The sequence below is a fragment of the Janthinobacterium sp. CG3 genome (assembly GCF_000344615.1).
GTDB lineage: Bacteria > Pseudomonadota > Gammaproteobacteria > Burkholderiales > Burkholderiaceae_D > Janthinobacterium.
Map to the genome: position 1 here is coordinate 1437792 of NZ_KB467824.1, position 19361 is coordinate 1457152.

The 19361-nt window shown below is 63.7% G+C and carries 19 protein-coding genes; 8 read left to right on the top strand and 11 right to left on the bottom strand.

The genetic code is table 11. The features are described 5' to 3' along the window. Positions 1-68: 68 nt before the first annotated feature. Positions 69-1049 carry a LysR family transcriptional regulator gene (locus JANGC3_RS0106130; protein ID WP_017875605.1) on the bottom strand — a complete coding sequence of 327 codons (981 nt, stop codon included), beginning with the start codon at positions 1047-1049 and terminating at the stop codon, positions 69-71. 95 nt (positions 1050-1144) lie between these two features. On the opposite strand from JANGC3_RS0106130, the gene JANGC3_RS0106135 reads away from it, so the two are divergent. Further along, entirely contained in the window at positions 1145-2074 is a 930-nt protein-coding gene (locus tag JANGC3_RS0106135) for a sodium-dependent bicarbonate transport family permease (protein ID WP_017875606.1), read from the top strand. Positions 2075-2087: 13 nt separating this feature from the next. Then, on the top strand, positions 2088-2246 hold the full coding sequence (locus JANGC3_RS33165) for an AIR carboxylase family protein (RefSeq protein WP_198291996.1): 159 nt from the start codon (positions 2088-2090) through the stop codon (positions 2244-2246). A gap of 88 nt (positions 2247-2334) precedes the next feature. Here JANGC3_RS33165 and JANGC3_RS30655 read toward each other — a convergent pair whose 3' ends face one another. Further along, positions 2335-2769 (bottom strand): hypothetical protein, encoded by a 435-nt coding sequence (locus JANGC3_RS30655; protein ID WP_017875608.1) that lies wholly within the window; start codon positions 2767-2769, stop codon positions 2335-2337. 262 nt (positions 2770-3031) lie between these two features. On the opposite strand from JANGC3_RS30655, the gene JANGC3_RS0106150 reads away from it, so the two are divergent. After that, positions 3032-5155, top strand: coding sequence for a M36 family metallopeptidase (locus tag JANGC3_RS0106150; RefSeq protein ID WP_232429665.1), 2124 nt, complete (start codon positions 3032-3034; stop codon positions 5153-5155). Between the two features lie 84 nt (positions 5156-5239). Here the strand turns inward: JANGC3_RS0106150 and yjfF are convergent, their stop codons facing one another. The 4 genes from yjfF to JANGC3_RS0106170 all read right to left on the bottom strand — a co-directional run bounded on the left by yjfF (position 5240) and on the right by JANGC3_RS0106170 (position 9972). Further along, positions 5240-6220 (bottom strand): galactofuranose ABC transporter, permease protein YjfF, encoded by a 981-nt coding sequence (yjfF, locus tag JANGC3_RS0106155; protein WP_017875610.1) that lies wholly within the window; start codon positions 6218-6220, stop codon positions 5240-5242. Next, entirely contained in the window at positions 6217-7323 is a 1107-nt protein-coding gene (locus JANGC3_RS0106160; protein WP_017875611.1) for an ABC transporter permease subunit, read from the bottom strand. The genes yjfF and JANGC3_RS0106160 overlap by 4 nt, the downstream gene beginning before the upstream one ends. Continuing rightward, positions 7320-8852, bottom strand: a complete 1533-nt coding sequence (locus JANGC3_RS0106165) for a sugar ABC transporter ATP-binding protein (protein ID WP_051068233.1) — start codon at positions 8850-8852, stop codon at positions 7320-7322. Before JANGC3_RS0106165 ends, JANGC3_RS0106160 begins: the two co-directional genes overlap by 4 nt. A gap of 163 nt (positions 8853-9015) precedes the next feature. Then, positions 9016-9972 (bottom strand): ABC transporter substrate-binding protein, encoded by a 957-nt coding sequence (locus JANGC3_RS0106170; RefSeq protein WP_017875613.1) that lies wholly within the window; start codon positions 9970-9972, stop codon positions 9016-9018. 251 nt (positions 9973-10223) lie between these two features. Here JANGC3_RS0106170 and JANGC3_RS0106175 point away from each other — a divergent pair, with 251 nt between their 5' ends. Further along, positions 10224-11150 carry a glutaminase gene (locus tag JANGC3_RS0106175; protein ID WP_017875614.1) on the top strand — a complete coding sequence of 309 codons (927 nt, stop codon included), beginning with the start codon at positions 10224-10226 and terminating at the stop codon, positions 11148-11150. 26 nt (positions 11151-11176) lie between these two features. Here the strand turns inward: JANGC3_RS0106175 and JANGC3_RS30660 are convergent, their stop codons facing one another. Beyond that, entirely contained in the window at positions 11177-11569 is a 393-nt protein-coding gene (locus JANGC3_RS30660; RefSeq protein ID WP_157406480.1) for a DUF3224 domain-containing protein, read from the bottom strand. A 375-nt stretch (positions 11570-11944) separates the two neighbouring features. Here JANGC3_RS30660 and JANGC3_RS0106185 point away from each other — a divergent pair, with 375 nt between their 5' ends. Beyond that, a complete protein-coding gene (locus tag JANGC3_RS0106185) occupies positions 11945-12853 on the top strand; it encodes a LysR substrate-binding domain-containing protein (RefSeq protein WP_026132626.1) in 909 nt (302 codons plus the stop codon). Positions 12854-13005: 152 nt separating this feature from the next. Here JANGC3_RS0106185 and JANGC3_RS0106190 read toward each other — a convergent pair whose 3' ends face one another. The 4 genes from JANGC3_RS0106190 to JANGC3_RS0106205 all read right to left on the bottom strand — a co-directional run bounded on the left by JANGC3_RS0106190 (position 13006) and on the right by JANGC3_RS0106205 (position 16152). Beyond that, complete coding sequence (locus tag JANGC3_RS0106190; protein ID WP_017875617.1) at positions 13006-13221, bottom strand: hypothetical protein; 216 nt, start codon at positions 13219-13221, stop codon at positions 13006-13008. Between the two features lie 166 nt (positions 13222-13387). Next, positions 13388-14146, bottom strand: a complete 759-nt coding sequence (locus JANGC3_RS0106195) for an alpha/beta fold hydrolase (protein ID WP_017875618.1) — start codon at positions 14144-14146, stop codon at positions 13388-13390. Then, complete coding sequence (locus JANGC3_RS0106200) at positions 14143-15171, bottom strand: M14 family zinc carboxypeptidase (protein WP_017875619.1); 1029 nt, start codon at positions 15169-15171, stop codon at positions 14143-14145. The genes JANGC3_RS0106195 and JANGC3_RS0106200 overlap by 4 nt, the downstream gene beginning before the upstream one ends. An 87-nt stretch (positions 15172-15258) precedes the next feature. Next, entirely contained in the window at positions 15259-16152 is an 894-nt protein-coding gene (locus tag JANGC3_RS0106205; protein WP_017875620.1) for a LysR family transcriptional regulator, read from the bottom strand. Positions 16153-16252: 100 nt separating this feature from the next. Between JANGC3_RS0106205 and JANGC3_RS0106210 the strand changes: the two genes are divergently transcribed. The 3 genes from JANGC3_RS0106210 (at position 16253) to JANGC3_RS0106220 (ending at position 19356) form a co-directional block, all read left to right on the top strand. After that, a complete protein-coding gene (locus JANGC3_RS0106210; RefSeq protein ID WP_017875621.1) occupies positions 16253-16501 on the top strand; it encodes a DUF2798 domain-containing protein in 249 nt (82 codons plus the stop codon). A 55-nt stretch (positions 16502-16556) separates the two neighbouring features. Next, entirely contained in the window at positions 16557-16955 is a 399-nt protein-coding gene (locus JANGC3_RS0106215; protein ID WP_198291997.1) for a VOC family protein, read from the top strand. Positions 16956-17289: 334 nt separating this feature from the next. Further along, positions 17290-19356, top strand: coding sequence for a TonB-dependent siderophore receptor (locus JANGC3_RS0106220; RefSeq protein ID WP_157406481.1), 2067 nt, complete (start codon positions 17290-17292; stop codon positions 19354-19356). Positions 19357-19361 lie beyond the last annotated feature (5 nt).

Below are 19361 nucleotides of genomic sequence, written 5' to 3' on the forward strand. Positions count from 1 at the left end.
AACCAAGCGACGCTGTTGCATCGCCGTGAGGCCGTGTGGCGACAACATGGTGGAATACTCGGGAAGCATCAGCGGTCAGACCACGAATCAGGTTTGGTGCTGACAAATTGCTCGGTCAATTCCCGTATGTCCGGATAGATCCAGTCTGACTCGATGAATTCGTCCGCATGCGCGCCGATGAAGCGTACCAGTTCGCGGGCCGCGTAGGGCAGGCGGCGGTCTTTGCGCGCCACCAGATACCAATTGCTTTCAAGCGGAAAACCATGCACGTCGAGTAGCGCCAGTCGCTCCCGGCCTTCCTGCAGAGTGTGCGCGGAAATAACCGACAGTCCCAGGCCCGAAGCAACACTCAAGCGTATCGCCTCATTGCTAGCGATCTGCATCGTATTGCCCAACTCCATGCCGTGCCCGCTGAGCCAAGACTCGAACATCATGCGTGTCGCCGAACCAGGCTCGCGCACCAGGAAGCGTTCCTGCCTTAATTCGAAAAAAGGTAACTTTTTTCGCCCTACCGCCCAGTGCCCGGCGGGCGCAATGAGCTGCAGCGGATTTTTCAGTATCCGCGTTGCATGTACCGTTGGTCCGCTTGGCGGATGACTGAAAAGGTAGATGTCGTCCTCCTGGCGCTCAAAGCGCTCTAGTACATTGGCCCGATTCCCTACATTGAGCGTCACACCGACCTGGGGAAATTGTTCGCAAAACGGACCCAATAAACGCGGCAAAACATATTTGGCCGTGGTCACGACACCGATTCGCACATGGCCCAAGTTCCCCCCCCTGGCTTGCTCAAGCACGCCGTTGAAGTCATCGAACCGCCCCAGCACATCGCAGGCGGCGCCATACAACTGTTCACCCACATGGGTAGCGACCGTTTTGCCATCGCGGCTTTCAACCAGCGGCTCGCCGACCGCTTCCGTCAAGCGCTTCAGTTGTAGCGACACGGTTGGCTGGGTTAGATGCAGAGCCCTTGCAGCGGCCGAAATCGTGCCTAAACGTATGACCTGTACATACACCTGCAGCAGGCGAAAACTAAGGTGGCGGATATTCATAGATAATTTTCTATACCTTTGCATGGATTAATTTATTACCCAATATACCCTGGAGTCCGCCAAAATCGCCACTTTCTCAACAACGAAAGTGCTGCATGCCAGATATCGTGATTGCGTTTTTTGCGCTCGGACTGTTCGCGGGGCTGATGAAGTCGGACTTGAAAGTGCCAGCCTCGTTTTATGACACCCTGGCCATTTTGTTGATGCTGGTGCTGGGTCTGAAGGGAGGGATGGCGCTGCACGGTAAGTTTCAATCATCGATGTTGCCCGAGCTGCTCGCAGTTGCGGGACTCGGTGTGCTCCTGCCTATCGTGTGTTACCCGGTGCTGCGCAGAATGGTGCGGCTATCGCCAGACAACGCCGCCAGCGTTGCCGCCCATTACGGCTCGGTGAGCGCCGGGACGTTCGCCGTGGTGCTCACCCTGGTCGAGCGTGCCGGTCTACCCGTCAGCCCGCAAACCACGCTGTATCTGGTCATGCTGGAGTTGCCGGCCATCGTCGTGATGCTGCTCTGGCAGCGCCGCACCAGCGGCCAAAACGCGCAAGGCGGCGTACTGCATGAAGCGCTGACAAGCCGCGGTGTGCTGCTGCTAGGTGGCGGCGTATTGATCGGCTATCTGTACGGACCGCCCGGCCTCGAGCCATTGCAGACCGTGCTGATAGGTGGCTTCAAGACGATGCTATCGATCTTCCTGTTGGAGATGGGGCTGTGCACGGCGCGCTTTTGCTCGCCGCTACCGTGGAAGCACTGGCGCCTGATCGTGTTCGCGGCGCTCGCCCCGTTCGCGCTGGCTTGGTCGGGAATTGGATTGGCGTTGCTGTTCAATCTACCGGAGGGCAGCACCCTCGTGCTGGCGGCGCTAGCGGCAAGTGCGTCCTACATCGCGGCACCGGCTGCGATCCGCGCCGCAATTCCCGGGGCAAATGTCGGCCTGGCGATCTTGGCTGCGCTGGGTGTGACGTTCCCCGTCAACGTATTGATCGGCATACCGGTGTATCAACGCTGGGTTCACTATTTTTACTAAAAGGATGACTTCAATGAATGCGACAGTGGCGATTGTTATGGGATCGCGCAGCGATTGGGAAACCATGCGCGTGGGAAGCGAACTGCTGACCGAATTTGGTGTGCCGTGGCGCGCCGAAGTCGGGGCAGAGATGTTGACGTATGAAACCGACGGGCCAAAACCGGCCTTCTAGGCAAACGCTTTCGCCCAGGATGTAAAAAGCCGCTAGCAATAGCGGCTTTTTTCGTTGGCGGGAAGCGCGACTGCGCAGCCTGGTCGCCCTATTCCGGGCGCGCTTGCAGCAGGCCGATGCGCCCGCCCTTGTTGTAGGTAATGTCGACCAGCACACTCGCCTTCGCATACGCCGCGCGGTAGCGGTACAGGCGGTCTTCGCCGTCGACCTTGCGCTCCAACAATTGCAGCGAATCGAGGGCGCCGTAACCGCGCAGGCTCGCGCCCAGCGCCTTGGCCTCATCCGGAAACATGGCGGCGCGAGCGCGTTCGGTGAACTGCTGCGGCGCCACCTTGCCCTCGGCGGCGTCCAGCAAAACCTGGCGCACCGCTTGCGTCACCTCCGGCTCTTGGTCGGGAATCGGCTTCGGCGGCAGGGGCTGTCCGACCGGCGCCACCGGCGCGCTAGTCTGCGCCGGCCGTTCGGCCACTGCGCAGCCGGCGTACAAGGTGGCCACCATCACGACGGCGTAGGAAAGACGCATCTGGACCCTCTTCACATAGGTACTGGGCTCCTGATCATATGCCATTTTTTACGCCTGTGTAATACCGCCTGTGCAATGTTGCGTAGTTGTCACATTCTGGAAATATTTGCCAAACTCCAACAGTACCGGCCATATACTTTATTCACGTTGCTTGGTGAATAAGGGGCTACACGGCACCCCCATGACAGTCAAACGACGCATATCCTAAAAAACGATTTGGAGAGTATATATGCGGCATCACTCACGTTCTATTTTGGCTTCTTTGATTGTCCTCGCTTACGCGGGCTTGGCCCAGGCCGAGAGCATCACCACGGAAAACCTCACGGTGTTCTCGAACACCCGTGCCGGTTCCGCCCAGACGGTATTGCTGCGCCACGCGGGCACCTATGGCCTACCGGCCGACCTGGGTAACCTGGTGTTGACCAAGGTGCAGGAATCGCTGACCGGCAAGCATTACCACTACCAGCAAATGCTGCGCGGCCTGCCGCTCGACCGGGCCGAGATCATCGTCTCGATCCGCAACGACGGCCAGCTGAACAAGATCTTCAACGAAACCAAGCACATTTCGGCGACGGTCGACGCGAACGCCGTCAACCAGCTGTATGTGCAAAGCCAAATCTCCGCCGACAAGGCCTTGGACAAGGGCTGGAACAACATGAAGGTGCAGCATCCGCTGGTGTCCACGCCTAGCGCGGAACTGGTGTGGGTGGCAACCAAGGACGGCGTCCAGCTGGCCCGCAAGGTGCAGATCGAGGCGCAGATGCCGACCGGCGGCTTCGTCCAATACCTGAACGCGCACAACGGCGAGCTGATCGACTCCTACTCGACGTCGCTGCCGCGCACCAATAAAGGCGGCGAGCGCAGCATCGCCGCGCGCGGCCGCCTGGCCGGCACGCAGCTGGACCGCGTCGCCGCAACCCAGGCGGCCCAAGCGCTGCCGGCGGCCAAGGCGCAGTCGCTCTCGGGCGGCAAGGTGGCGGCCGGAACCGCAGCCGTTGCCGTGGCCGCTTCCGGCATCAACGGCATGGGCCTGGTCTTCGATCCGGACCCGCGCACCGCGCTGGCCAACGACGCCCTGACCGACACCTCGCCGGCATCGGCCTTCGACGCCGCCTACTCGAACAAGTCGCTGCCCGACCTGACCGTCAGCGGCGGCGTCTACAAGCTGACCGGCCCCTACGTCAACATCACCAACCTCGAATCGCCGAACACCGCGCCGAGCACCACCACCAACGGCGTCTGGACCGCCAAGCGCGGCAACAACGCCTTCGACGACAGCAACGTTTACTTCCACCTCGATCAAAGCCAGCGCTACATCCAGTCGCTCGGCTTCACCGGCACCAAGGGCATCATCAACCGCCCACTGGACGTCGACACCGACGGCGTCAACGGCGACGACAATTCCCACTACAGCCACGGCGGCAGCAACGACTATCTGGCGTTCGGCCATGGTTGCGTCAACGACTCGGAAGACGCCGACGTGATCCTGCACGAATACGGCCATGGCATCCAGGCCAACATCAATTCGAACTGGAGCGGCGGCGACACCGGCGCCATGGGCGAAGGCTTCGGCGACTACTGGGCCGCGTCGTATTCCTACAGCACCGCCAACGGCAAGACCTACCACCCGGAATGGGCGTTCAGCTGGGACGGCCACGGCGCTTGCTGGGGCGGCCGCCTGACCAACCGCACCAACGCGATGTACAACAGCACCAAGACGTACGGCGCGCACGTCAACGTCACCGAAAACGGCGTCACGTTCCAGTCGGACGAGCTGTGGTCGGCGCCGCTGTACGAGTCGATGGTGTCCTTGATTGCCGCCGGCAAGCCGCGCGCCAACATCGACAAGATCATCCTGGAGGCGCATTTCGGCCTGGGCTCGAACATCAAAATGCCGGCGATGGCCACGGCCATCGTCAACGCCGCGGCCACGCTGTATCCGGGCGACCCGATCTACGCCAACACCTTCCGCGCCAAGTTCGAAGCGCAGAAGATCCTCGGCGTGGTGGTGCCACCCGGCCCAACCCAGCTTGAAGCGGAAAGCAACGACAGCATTGCCACCGCCAATGCCGTCGCCACCGCCAACACCACCGTCAGCGGCAACCTGAGCGCGCACGCCGACCTTGATTACTTCAAGATCAGCCTGCCCGCAGGCAAGGCGCTGACGCTGACGCTGACGCCAAACGCCAGCTCGGACTACGATCTGGACCTGGTCAACGGCGCCGGCACCAAGCTCGGTTCCAGCGCCAACGGCACCGGCGCGGCGGATACCGTCACCTACACCAATAGCGGCGCGAGCGCGCTGCTGGTGTACGGTAAAGTGTCGCACTACTCGGGCGGCACCGGCGCCACCAACGGCAAATACACGCTGAAGGCTGCCTGGTAAGCTGAACCGGCCACATCCCTGCGAAAAAGCCCATCTGGACCAGATGGGCTTTTTTTACGGGTGCCACGCTGCCGCACCGGCCGATCAAGCGCCGGCGACGCCCTTCTTGCGCTTCAGCGCGCCCTGCATGATGCAGAACAGGCATAGCAAAGCGCCCACGGCGATGCGCGTCCACCACGAGCTGAAGCCGCCGTCGAACATGATCAAGGACTGAATAATGCCCAATATCAGCACGCCGACCAGCGTGCCGGCGACGTACCCGCTGCCACCGGTCAACAAGGTGCCGCCGATCACCACCGCGGCGATGGCGTCCAGCTCCATCCCCTGCGCATGCAAGCCGTAGCCGGACAACATATAGAACGTCAGCATCACGCCGCACAGCGCGGAGCAAAAACCGCTCAAGGTGTACACCAATATCTTGCTGCGCCCGACCGGCAGGCCCATCAGCGAAGCCGAACGTTCATTGCCGCCCATGGCGTAAATGGTGCGCCCGAAGCGGCTGTAATGGGCGATGAACACCGCCGCCGCCAGCACCAGCAGCGCGATCACCACGTTAACGGAGATGAAGGCGTCGGCGCCCAGCATGATCTTGTGCTGCGACAGCGCCGTATACAAGGGGTCGGTGATCGAAATCGAGTCGATGCTGAGCACATAGCACAGGCCGCGCGCCAGGAACATGCCACCCAGCGTGACGATGAACGGTTGCAGCTTGAACACATGGATCAGCACGCCCATCACCAGGCCGAACAGCGTGCCGATGCCCAGCACCAGCGGCGTGGCCGCCCACAGGCTCCAATGGTGTTGCTGCACCAGCATGGCCGACACCATCGTCGTCAGCGCCGCCACCGCGCCAATCGACAAGTCGATGCCGCCGGACAGGATGACGAAGGTCATGCCGACCGCCGCGACGATCAGGAAGGCGTTGTCAATCAGCAGGTTGAGGAACACCTGTAGCGAAAAGAATCCCTTGTAACTGATCGAGCCGTAGGCGAACATCAGGCAAAACAGACCGCTGGTGACGGCCAGCGGCACGTTGCGGGCATGCAGGGTTGGCAGGCGCATCATGGCTGCACTCCTTTCCGGCGCGCGCGCCGCAGTAAATCGACCAGCACGGCGCGGGTGGTGTCGGACTGGATCAGGCACACCGTGAAGACCACCGCCGCCTTGACGACCAGGTTGACCTCCGGCGCCACGCCCATCGAATAGATCGCATACGTCAGCGTCTGGATGATCAGCGCGCCGATCAGGCTGCCGAGCAGGCTGAACTTGCCGCCCGCCAGCGAGGTGCCGCCCAGCGTCACCGCCAGGATGGCGTCCAGTTCCAGCAGCATGCCGGCGTTGTTGCCGTCGGCGCCCTTGACGTTGGAGGCGATGACCAGGCCGGCGATGCCGGCGCACAAGCCGCAAAACGCGTACACGCACAGGATCAGCGCGCGCGCGTTCAGGCCGGCGAACCGCGCCGCCGCCAGATTGATGCCGACCGCCTGGATGAACAGGCCCAGCGCGGTGTGCCGCATCAGCACCAACAACAGCAGAAACACGCCGAGCACGATGAACAGCGCGAACGGCAGCCCGAACAGGAAGCCGCCGCCGATGAAAAAGAACGGTTCGTAATAAATCGTGATGATCTGGCCGTCGCTGATGAGCTGGGCGACGCCGCGCCCGGCCACCATCAGGATCAGCGTGGCGATGATGGCCTGCATGCCGGCGCCGGCCACCAGCACGCCGTTCCACAGGCCGCACAGCAGGGACACGCCGAGCGCCGCCGCCAGCGCCAGCAACAGCGGCGTCTTGCTGGCGTAGACTTGGACGCCGTTCTGCATTTCCAGCGCGCCGCCGATCAGGCTGGCGGCGACGGCGCCGCTGATGGCCACCACCGCGCCGACCGAGATGTCGATGCCGCGGGTGGCGATCACCAGCGTCATGCCCATTGCCACCAGCATCAGCGGCGCGGCGCGGTTCAGAATGTCGACCACGCTGCCGTACAGGTGGCCGGACTTAATTTCCAGGTGGAAGAAGTTGGGGTTGAACGCCACGTTCACCATCGCCAGCAGGAACAGCGTCACGCAGGGCCAGAACAGGCGGTGTCGCAAGGCCGCCGCGGCCAGCGCCTTGACGCCGTTGGCCTCGGCCTGGACCGTGCCGGCGCTCGGCAGGTTCGCCATCATGCCCGTCCTCCCGCGATCAATTGGTAAATGCCCTGCTCGTCCGTGTCGCCGACGTCGAGCTCGGCGATCTTACTGCGGTCGCGCAGCACCGCGACGCGGTCGCTGATGCGCAGTACCTCGCTCATTTCGGACGAAATGAACAGGATCGCCAGGCCTTTCCTGCATTCGGCGGTAATCAATTCCATAATCTCCTGTTTGGCGGCGATGTCGATGCCGCGCGTTGGTTCGTCCAGTATCAGCAGCTTCGGCGCGGTGGCCAGCCAGCGCGCCAGCAGCGCCTTTTGCTGGTTGCCGCCCGACAGCTGCCCGATCGGTTTCTCGGCGTCCGGCGTGCGGATGCCGAGCGCGGCGATGTAGCCGTCGGCCAGCTCCTGTTGCCGCTTCATCGGCAGGTAGCGGAACATGCCGCGCTTGGCCTGCAGCGCCAGGACGATGTTTTCGCGGATGGACAGCTCGGCGATGATGCCGTCGGTCTTGCGCTCCTCCGGGCACAGGGCGATGCCGTGGCGTACCGCGTCGCGCGGCGAGGCGAAGCGCGCGCCGCTGCCGCCGACGTGCAGCCCGCCGGCGTCGGCGCGGTCGATGCCGAACAGCAGGCGGGCGATCTCGCTGCGCCCGGAACCGAGCAAGCCGCCCAGCCCCAGCACCTGGCCGGGGTACAGGTCGAGGTCGAAGGCTTGCACCGAGCCGGTCCGCGCCAGCCCGCGCGCTTGCAGGAATGGCACGGCGGCGGGGCTGGGCGCCGCCCTGGCCGCCCGCGGCGTCTGCGCCAGGTCGCGTCCGACCATCTTGTTGATCAGGGCCAGGCGCGGCAAATCGGCGGCCAGGTATTCACCCTCGCGCGCGCCGTTGCGCAGCACGGTGATGCGGTCGGCCACGGCGTAGGTCTGGTCGAGGAAATGCGTGACGAACAGGATCGCCATGCCCTTGGCGCGCAACTGCCGCATCACGCCGAACAGGCGTTCGACCTCGCCGTCGTCGAGCGACGAGGTCGGCTCGTCGAGGATCAGGATCCGGGCCTCGGCGCTGACGGCGCGGGCGATCGCCACCATTTGCTGGATCGCCACCGGAAAGTGCGACAGCGGCTCGCCGACGTCGACGTCGATGTTCAGCGTGTGCAGCGCCAGGCGCGCCTGCCGCTCCAGCGTGCGCCAGTCGATGGCCGCGCCGCGCATCGGAAAGCGGCCGATGTAAATGTTTTCGGCCACCGACAAGTTCGGACACAGGTTGAGTTCCTGGTAGACCGTGCTGATGCCCAGGGCCTGGGCCTGTTGCACCGAGCTTGGGCGGATGGCCTCGCCGTTCAATTCGATGCGGCCGGCGTCCGGCTTTTCGACGCCGGTCAGCACCTTGATCAGGGTCGACTTGCCGGCGCCGTTCTGGCCCATCAGAACATGGACCTCGCCGGGGAACAGCCGCAGGGCGACGTCGGCCAGGGCGCGCACGCCGGGGTAGGATTTCACGATGCCGCTCACCGCCAGTACAGGCGTAGTGGTGGCGTGAGCCGCGCATGGCGGAATGGAGTGCATGCTTGCCTTTCAGGGGGGATGGCCGAGCCGCCAGCTCGCGGCCAAGGGGCCGGGATGTCAACTAACCAAGGGCAGACGTCTGGGGTCGGACCCCAAGGGTCTGGCCCCGGCTCTTCGCCGTGGGTGTCAACTTTGCTAGCGGTGCCGTTGTATTAGCCGCGAATCAATACTTGCGATTCGGAAATTCCTTGGCCGCCACTTCCATTGGGAAGATGCCTTCTTCGGTGACGATGCGCTTCGGCACGGACTTGCCGGCCAACACATCGCGGGCGGTCGACATCAATTGCGGACCCAGCAGCGGGCTGCACTCGACCGTGACGTTCAGTTTGCCGGCGATCATCGCCTCGAACGCGCCCTTGACGCCGTCAATCGACACCACCACGATATCCTTGGCCGGCTTCAGCCCTGCCTCCTCGATCGCCTGGATCGCGCCGATGGCCATGTCGTCGTTGTGCGCGTACAGCACATTGATCTTCTTGCCCTCAGCCTTCAAGAACGCTTCCATGACTTCCTTGCCCTTGGTGCGGGTGAAGTCGCCGGTCTGCGAGCGGATAATCTTAAAGTTGGCTTGCTTGCCGACGATCTCCTCGAAACCTTTCTTGCGGTCGATCGCCGGCGCCGAGCCAACCGTGCCCTGCAGCTCGACGATATTCACCACGCCGCTGTTGCCCTTGTATTTCTCGACCAGCCAGCGGCCGGCCTTGCGCCCCTCCTCGGTGAAGTCGGAGCCGATCATCGTCACATACAGCGAATCGTCCTTGCTGTCGACGCTGCGGTCGGTCAGGATGACCGGGATCTTGGCCGCCTTGGCCTCCTTCAAGACCGTGTCCCAACCCGACTCCACCACCGGCGAGAAGGCGATCACATCGACTTTTTGGGCAATATAGGAACGGATCGCCTTGATCTGGTTTTCCTGCTTCTGCTGGGCGTCGGAGAACTTCAGCGTGACGCCCTCTTTTTGCGCGGTGCTCTTGATCGACTGCGTGTTGGCGGTGCGCCATTCGCTTTCGGCGCCGACCTGGGCGAAGCCGAGCACGAGCTTCTTATCGGCCGCCAGCGCCGGCGCCATGGCGCCCGCGGCCAACAGCACGGCGAGCAGAATTTTTTTGCCTGGGTTCATTATTTTTGTCTCCATCGTTATCCCCGGCAAATGACGGTGCCGGGAGCCGTTGGCGCCTGGAAAGACGCGCTGAAGTTGTTATATAGCGATAGTAGATGGGCGGACCGATACCAGTCCAATAATAATTAATTGCTAAAAGATGCCAAATTTGACATCGGAAAATAAAGTGAAAATGTTGTCGGAAAGCGACACACTTTGCGAAAACACACTTCTGGGCTACCCTGTGGACCCGCCGACTCCGCGATCCGCCCATGCCCGCCACCCTTGATTACCACGCCATCCTGGCAACCATCCACGCCGACGTGCAGCCGCTGTTGGCGCATGGCAAGGTGGCTTCGTATATACCGCAGTTGTCGACCGTCTCGCCGCGGCACTTCGGCATGGCCGTGTATTGTCTGGACGGCAGCACTTATTGCGTCGGCGACGCCGAACACAAGTTTTCGCTGCAGAGCGTGACGAAGCTGTTCGCGCTGGCGCTGGCGTTCTCGCGCGAAGGCGACGCGATCTGGGCGCGGGTCGGGCGCGAGCCATCCGGCAACCCGTTCAATTCGCTGGTGCAACTGGAGTACGAACGCGGCAAACCGCGCAATCCCTTCATCAACGCCGGCGCGCTGGTCATCAACGACATCCTGTCGAGCCGCTTCGTGCAGTCCGATATCGCCATCCTGCAATTCGCCCGCCTGATCGCCGACCAGCCCCACGTCGACTTCGACCTGCTGGTGGCGCAGTCCGAGCGCGCGACCGCCGACCGCAACTACGCCATCGCCCACCTGATGAAAGACTTCGGCAATCTGCACAATCCGGTCAAGAGCGTGATCGACAGCTATTGCCGCCAGTGCTCGATCACCATGACGTGCGCCGAACTGGCCAAGGCCGGCGCCTTCCTGGCTAACCACGGCACGGTGCCGTGGAGCGGGACGCGGATTCTCGACGCCAGTTCCGCCAAACGGCTGAACGCGCTGATGCTCACCTGCGGCACCTATGATGCGGCCGGCGATTTTGCGTATCGGGTGGGTTTGCCGGCGAAAAGCGGCGTCGGCGGCGGGATATTGGCATTGGTGCCGGGGGAACTGGCGGTGGCGGTATGGTCGCCAGGGCTGGACGCCACCGGCAACTCGCTGGCGGGTACCTACGCGCTGGAACGCTTCACCACACTGACGGCCCGCTCCATCTTCTAAACGACGCGGCGCGCCTTGGCGACAGATTAAGGCGTGTTGCGCTGCGCCTCGGGCGCCGGCGGCGTGTCGTCGAAACTATATTCCAGCAACATGTGCGCGGACTGGCCGTCGGCGCCGCTGGAAGTCGAGCGGCCGTGGCCCTTGATGCCGGTCAATTCGCCGGTGCCGGAACCCGACAACACGTTCAGCACGCTCTCGGAGCGGCCCGCGTCGATCGAACCCACGTGCTGCAAAATGAAGCCGCCGGTACGGTCGCCGACGCGGCCGGAGAGAAATTCAAGTCCGACGAATTTGGCCAGGGCGGCGCCGGGAGCGTAGGTGATGCACTCGAACCGCGCTTCCGCTTCAATGTCGCCTTCGTACCTGTGATTGACCTGGGATTTGGTGAAGCCGGTGCCGTGGTCGAACTTTTCGTTCATACCGTGGATTCTGATGTTGCCGAGTGCTTGCATATGATCCCCACCGCGTAAAAAGGCCTGTATCAACACGTACGTCAGCGCGAACCCGCCCCCTTGTGGGCGACCGATTCACGGTGAGTTGTTACTGTTTGGGTGTATGGTTGCTGGGCCTGCATTCCACCGCTCACTCCGCTGTGCGATACACGCTCATGAGCGGAACTAGCCATAATCCTGACCGCCGACGATGCCAGTATGTTTGGCATTCGTTTGCAGTCAGGAATTACAGTATTTCAAAGTTGTCATATAATGTCCACTCACAATTTCGCATATACCATGTGGTTTTGTTATAGGGTCAAGCGATCCCTCCCATCCCGCCTCAGCAAGGAGTAAGCAAACGTGCTTCAGTTTCGACAAATCGAGGCATTTCGTTGCCTGATGACATCCGGTACCAGCATCGGCGCCGCCCGCAAGATGAACATTACGCAGCCCGCCGTCAGCCGCCTGATCGCCGACCTGGAAGACACGCTGAGCCTGCGGCTGTTCAACCGCGCCAAGGGGCGCCTGGAGCCGACCACCGCCGGCGTGCGCTTCTACCGCGCCGTGGAGGAGAACTTCCTCGGGCTGGAGCGCCTGAGCCAGGTTGCCGCCAGCATCCGCAACGAGACGCCCGAGGGCATCACGATTGCCTGCCTGCCGGTGCTCTCGACCACGATCCTGCCGCTGATCTTGCGCGAATTCTTGAAGTACCACCCGAACGTGCCGGTGACCGTGGACAGTTGCGGCGGCGCCGAAATCCTGATGCGGCTGCAGGACATGAAGGTCGACATGGCGATCTGCCTGGCGTTCCCGCCGCTGGCAGGCATCGAAGTCGAACCGCTGATGCGGGTAAAAGTGATGTGCGCGATGCCGGAAAACCACAGATTGGCGTCGCAGGAGATCATCAGCCCGCAAGACCTGGAGGGGGAAAACATGATCGGCTGGATTCCGGTGGCGGCCCAGCATTACGGCATGGAGCAAGCCACGTTGAACCAGGCCGGCACCCGCGTGCGCCACGTGATCAAGACCCACACCTCGCACACCCGTTACGCGATGGTGGCCAACGGGCTCGGGCTGTCGATCGTGGAACCGTTCGCCGCGAAAATATGGCGCGGCCACGGCGTGGTGGTGCGCCCGTTTTCGGCGAACATCAGTTATGAATACGTGCTCGCTTATCCGGGCGGTAGTATCCGCTCGGAGTTAATGCACGACTTCCGCGACGCCGCCATCGCCGTCGCCAAGCATTACGACTTCGGCTTCGCCTGTTAATTGATCGTTGCGTGAAGTCGGCGGGCCGCCTATGCTGGAAATCGGTGGTGTCGATCGCCCCCGGCGACGCTGAAAAAAGCGCTCCCATAGCAAAAAGCCCGTCTGCGACAAACGGGCTTTTTGCGTTTCCACCGGGCTGGCCGGGATAGTTCTTACTTTTGGACGGAGCCGTTCTTGACTTTCTGGCGGTCCCGCTCATAGTCCTCGTAACTGGTGCGGTTGCGTTGTTTGCACGAATAGCGGTCGGTCTCGCTAAGCAGGCTGTCGCAATACGCGCCGACGCGGTCTTGGTTGATATCGTAAAGCACACTGCAACCTGAGTTAGCTATGACGGCGAAAAATAACAGCAACTTGATGGATTTCTTCATAGCGAACGTAAATTATTGACGGGGTCGGAAAATAAAATAAAGCTGGGTACATGGTAGTGGCAGCTTCGCTCGGGGTATCGGATAAGTATAAACCGGTGAAATTAGTCTACCATGCGCGCCGGCGCTTTTTCAATGTTTAACTAAAACGCTTTGTTTATTTGAATGTTTATTCGCCGCGCAGGGAATCTAGCCAGCGCCGCACCTGTTGCGCGACCCAGGCGCCGTCGTCAAGCGGCAAGTCGTGGCCGGCGCTGGGGTGCAGCCGGCACGGCGCGCCCCAGTGCTCGGCCAGGCGCAGCGAACAGCGCGCGTCGACCAAGCGGTCGTTGCTGCTGGCCAGCACCAGCGTGGCCGCCGCCGGCCGCCGCGGCGGCGCCCGGTAGCGCGCCGCCGACAGCAGTTGGCGCAATGCGTTGGCGCGCGCCACCGGGTAGTCGCGCTGGTAGCCGATCCAGCGAGGCAGCAAGCTGGCGCGGCCGGCGCCGTCGGCGCTGGTCAGGCGCAGGATCAGCCGTTCCTGGCGCGCCGCGCCGCCCAGCAGCGCCAGTGCCGCCAGCGCGCAGTAGTTCTGCCAGCGCAGGCGCCGGTAGAACGGACTGAACGGGCGCATGCTGGTGTTGATCAGGACCAACGCGGCGATTTCGTCCGGATAGCGCGCCGCCCATTCGACCGCCACCATGCCGCCCAGCGACAGCGCCAGCACGTGGTAGGGTGCGGCGCAACCCTGCGCGGCCAGCTCGCCGCGGCAAAACTCGACCATGTCGGCAACCCGCGACGCGCTCGCCATGCGGTGGCGCGTGCCGTTGCCCGGCAAATCGGGCGTGACGATGCGCGCCTGCGGCACAGCCTGCCCGAACTGCGCGGGAAAGGCGTCCCAGTGGCGTTGCTCGCGCATCAGGCCGCGCAGGAATACCCAGGTGCTCATCGCTGGTGCTGGTGGGCGTACCAGCGCGCCATCGCGTCGGCCTCGCGGGCCTGCCGCACCAACCCTTCGGGCAGCCAGCGCCGGTAGCCGCAGGCGGCGCGCGCCAGGAAGTCGAGCCAGACGGTGTGGCTGCGCAAGACCCGCTGCAAGCGGTGTTCCGGCTTCGGATTGAACATGCCCAGGCGGCTGAACAACTGGCGCGGATTTTTCTTGACCCACAGCCAGGACCCCATTTCCAGCGTCAGCGGCAGGAACACCCGTTCGCTGTCGCGCACCGCGTTCAGGTACAGGTAGTCCCACAAGTCGCCATGGGTGCGGTACTGCCGGCTTTGCGGCTCGAACACATAGTTATGGTTCGGGTGGCTTTGGCTAAACAACTGCTCCAGCGCGCCGATGTCGGCCAGATGCGCGATCGGCGCGGCCGTGTGGGCGTGCGGAAACCAGATGCGGTCGCGCAAGCCGAAACCGGAGTGGCAGTCGAGCGCCAGGCTGAACTCGCGCGGCAACAGCTCCCGCTCGACGACGCGGCAGACGGCGCGGCTTTCCGCCTCCATCGGCGCGCCGAGCGGCCCGCGATACCACGGCAGGCGCGGGCTGTAGCGTTGCCCGCCGAGTAGGAACGGCACGGTTTCAAGCGAGTCGACCGGGGCGTTGCGCATCAGGTCGACGCCGTGTGGATTGCAGCGGGTCGAGCACCACATGCCGCCGGGATTAATCAGCGGCATGAACACCAGCCGCACCGCCTGCAATTGCTGGTGCAACACGTGGTCCCAGCGCAGCCGCGCCAGCAGGCTTTGCAGGAAGGCCAGCAGCACCTGCGTGCCGATCCGTTCCAGGCCGTGGATGCCGCCGAAAAAGCCGACGGCCGGCACGTCCAGGCTGGGGTTGCCCAGCGCCACCGTGTAGACCGGCAACTCGTGCGCTCCGACCCGCACCGCGCAACTGGTGCTCACCTCCACCTGCGCCCCGCCCTCTTCGATCAGGCGTTCCAGGATGAGTAATTCGGGGAGCTTGGTCTCGATCATGTCGGGCGCGGTGGCGTTGTTTGAACCACCATGGTATCCGCTCGGGGACCCCGCGCGGGCTATTGCACTAAAAGAAACTCAACGACATCAATCATTGAGTAAAGGATTGTTGGCGGCAAATTCCACCAAATGGTCGAGGAAAGCCCGCACCCGGGCCGGCATGTAGCGCTGCTGCGCCCACACGGCGTAGACGTTGCGCGGCTCCGGCATCCATTGCGGCAACAGGCGCACCAGCGTGCCGGCAACGATGAGGTCGCGGCACTGCAATAGCGGACACAACGTAATGCCGAAGCCGGCCTCGGCCATCTCCACCACCAGCCGCATTTCGTTGACGCGCAGACGGGCCTGCGGCTCGATCACCTCCTCGGCGCCGCTGGCCGGGTTGCGCAGGCGCCAATGGCGCAGCGGCTCGGCCACCAGCAACGCGTGCCCGTGCAGGGCTGCGACGTCGTCCGGCGCGCCGGCCTGCGCCAGATACGCCGGCGACGCCACCAGTACCAGCCCGGCGTTGCCGAGGCGGCGCCGCATCAGCGTCGAATCGTGCAGCGCGCCGATGCGGATGGCCAGGTCGGCGCCGCTGCCGACCAGGTCCTGGATCTGGTTCGACAGTTCCATTTCCAGGTTGATCTCCGGGTACAGGCGCATGAAACTGATCAGCGCCGGCGTCAGCAAACCGCTGGCGAAGTTGACCGGCGCCAGCAGACGGATGTTGCCCGACAGCGCGCCCAGGCTGGCATCGAGGCGCTGCGTGGCCTGGCGCAGCGCATGCACCAGCGGACGACACTGCTCGTAATATTGCCAGCCCTCGGCGGTCGGCTGCATGCGCCGGGCGCTGCGGTTAAGCAACTGGTAGCCCAGCTTGCGTTCCAGCTTTTGCAGGCGCCGGGTGACGGTGGCAGCGGGCACCGCCTCCTTTTCGGCTGCGGCGCTCAGGCTGCCCGCCTCGACAATGGCGACAAACAGGGCTAGATCGTCCAGCATGATGTCATTTGTGGAATTTGAGATTAAAGATATCGCCCTAGTATAGAACTTTGCAATTTGTTAGGCTATGCTTATAACAACTTTTGACCGGGAATGCATCATGTCGGACGCCATACGCCTGCGTATTACCTTTGCGTTTTTTATGTCCTTGCTGATGACGGTGCTGATGAGCATGTGGGTCACCTGGCTCAACATCGGTTTCCATCCCGATTTCCTGGCCCGCTGGCGCCATGCTTTCGTGGCGGCGTGGCCGGTCGCCTTTTTCGCGGTGATGTTGTTCGCGCCCAAGGTGAACGGCTTGAGCCAGCGCCTGCTGCGGCGCTTTCCGCGCCGCGACACCAAGGTGTAAGCGCACGCGGGAGGCCGCGCGGCCTTATACTTGCCATGCCACATTGAGCGGGGGAATGTCCATGCTTGACCATGTATCCGTGACCGTTGCCAACCTGGACAGGGCCGAACGCTTCTACGACGCCGTCTTCGCCGCGCTCGGCGTCGTCAAGGTCGGCTCGGACCACGCCGCAGCCTGGATCGGCTACGGCGAGCGCTGCGACGCCGACCATCCGCAGCGCAGCTATTTTTCGGTGCGCCACGGCCCGCCGCCGGACGACGCGCCACGGCGCCACTACTGCTTCAAGGCGCCCAGCCGCGCCGCGGTCGAGGCGTTTTGGCGCGCCGGCCTCGCGCACGGCGGCGCCGACAACGGCGCGCCCGGCTTGCGCGACTACCATCCGTCCTACTACGCCGCCTTCCTGCTCGACCCGGACGGCAACCGCATCGAAGCGGTCTGCCACCGCGCGCCCTGAAACGCCGACGGCGTTTTCCGGTGGACGGCGGCGCCGCCAGTGCCTCAACTAGCCTCATTGATATGCAGGGCGGCCGCTGCGTCAACCCAATCGCGGCAGCGCACCAGCCGGCACCGCTTGGCCATCTCCGCCATTGTAAATGCAATAGATTTGCGTTAATCTATCGCTATTGCAAGATATCTGCAATAAGAGCAACAGTACCGTGCCGCCGCCCGCGGCGCTGGAGAGTGCATCGCCGCGCTGGTGCGGCCATCAGGAGAACATTATTTATTTGCCCCAAATCCAGCGCGCTCTGGCGCTGCTTCCGCTTGCCAGCTGTTCCGTCGCGGCCACCATGACCGCCGCGGCCGCATCGGCGCAACAGGCGCCGCGGCAAGGCGAGCAGGCGGACCAGGTAGTGAACATCACCAGCCAACGGCAACATTACCGCGGCTTGTCGGCAACCGCTGCCACCAAGACCGACACCTTGCTCAAGGACTTGCCGCAAAGTGTACGCGTGTTGACCGCCGACCTGCTGCAAGACGTCGGCGTCACCAGCCTGGCCGGCGCGCTGGAGCTGGCCAGCGGCATCTCCCGACAAAGCGACCTGGGCGGACTATGGGACAGCTACGCCATGCGCGGCTTCACCGGCGACCCGAATTTCGGCTCCGATTACCTGGTCAACGGCTTTAGCAGCAGCCGCGGCTACAACGGCCTGCGCGACATCGCCGGCACCAACAGCGTCGAGGTGTTGAAGGGGCCGGGCTCAGCCCTGTACGGCCGCGGGGAACCCGGCGGCACCGTCAACATTAGCACCAAGAAACCGCGCTTCGCGCCAGCCCACGCCGCCGAGTTCTCGCTCGGCAACCAGCGCAGCCGGCGCGGCGCGGTCGACCTGACCGGCCCGCTCGGCGTTACCGTGGCGTTTCGCCTGAACGCGTCGCACCAGCGCGCCGACAGCTTCCGCGACACCTTGCAGAGCGAGCGCAGCTTCGTGTCGCCGTCGCTGCTGTGGCTGATCGGCGAGCACACCACGCTGTCCTATGAAGTCGAGGCGAGCCGGCAGCGCGCGCCGCTCGACCGCGGCGTGCCGGCGGTCAACGGCAGGCTCGGCGCGCTGCCCAATTCGCGCTTCCTGGGCGAGCCGGGCGACGGCGACATTCGCGTCAGCTCGCTCGGCCAGCAATTGTTCGCGCAACACGAGCTGGGCCAGGACTGGAAGTTGCAAGCTGGCTTGTCCCACCGCGACAGCGAGCTGGCGGGCTTTTCGACCGAGGCCAACAATGTGCTGGCGGACGGCCGCACGCTGCGCCGACAACGCCGCCACCGCGATTTCTCCGCCACCGACAAGTCGGCGCGCATCGAGTTGCTGGGCACATTCGCCAGCGGCGCGCTGACCCACCACACGCTGTTCGGCGTCGACGCGTATCGCTTCGACGACCGCCGCGTCCAGCTGCGCCGCAATCCGTCGGCGGCCAACCCCTACGCGATCGACTTGCTGCAACCGGTCTACGGCGCCGTCGCCGCCGCGCTGGCGCCATCCGTCGACACGCGGGAAAACCAGCGCGCCCGCGGCGTTTACCTGCAAGACCAGGTCGACCTGGGGTCGCAATGGAAGGCGCTGGCCGGCGTACGCTACGATACGTATGAGCAAAGCGTCGCCAACCGCCGCCAGGCCGTCTCGACGACGGAAAGCCTGGGCGCCGCCAGCCCACGCCTGGGCTTGGTCTACCAGCCGGCCCCCAGCGTTTCGCTATACGCCGGCGCGGCCGGCGGCTTTCGTCCGAACAGCGGCGTCAGCGTCGACAACCGCGCCTTCCCGGCCGAACGCAGCAGCTCCTACGAAGCCGGCGCCAAGCTTGAAACGGCCGACGCCAAGCTGAGCGGCACCATGGCGCTGTACCGGATCCGCAAGAAGAACGTGCTGACCACCAACCCGGCCAACACCGACTTCTCCATCCCGGCGGGCCAAGTCGGCAGCAAGGGCGTCGAACTGGACGTCGCGGGCGAAGTGGCGCGCGGCTGGCGCCTGTCCGCCGCCTACGCCTACACCGACGCCTGCGTCACCAAGGGCGACCACGCCATCGTCACAGGCAGCCGCCTGCCCAACGTCGCCAGGCATAGCGCCAGCGTGCTGCTGGTGCCGTCGTTTCGCCTGGGCGCGGGAACGGCGAGCATCGGCGCCGGTTTCAATTACGTCGGCGAGCGCGTCGGCGACGTCGCCGTGTCCAGCGCATTCAGGCTGCCGGCCTACACCACCGCGAGGCTGCTCTCCTCGTATGCGCCGAACCCGCGCCTGCGTATCGCCTTGAACGTCGACAATCTGTTCAATCGAAGCTTTTACGCCAGCTCCTACAGCCAATTGTGGGTGGCGCCCGGCGCAGAGCGCAATGTTATGCTATCGATCAGCCAAAAATTCTAGGCGCA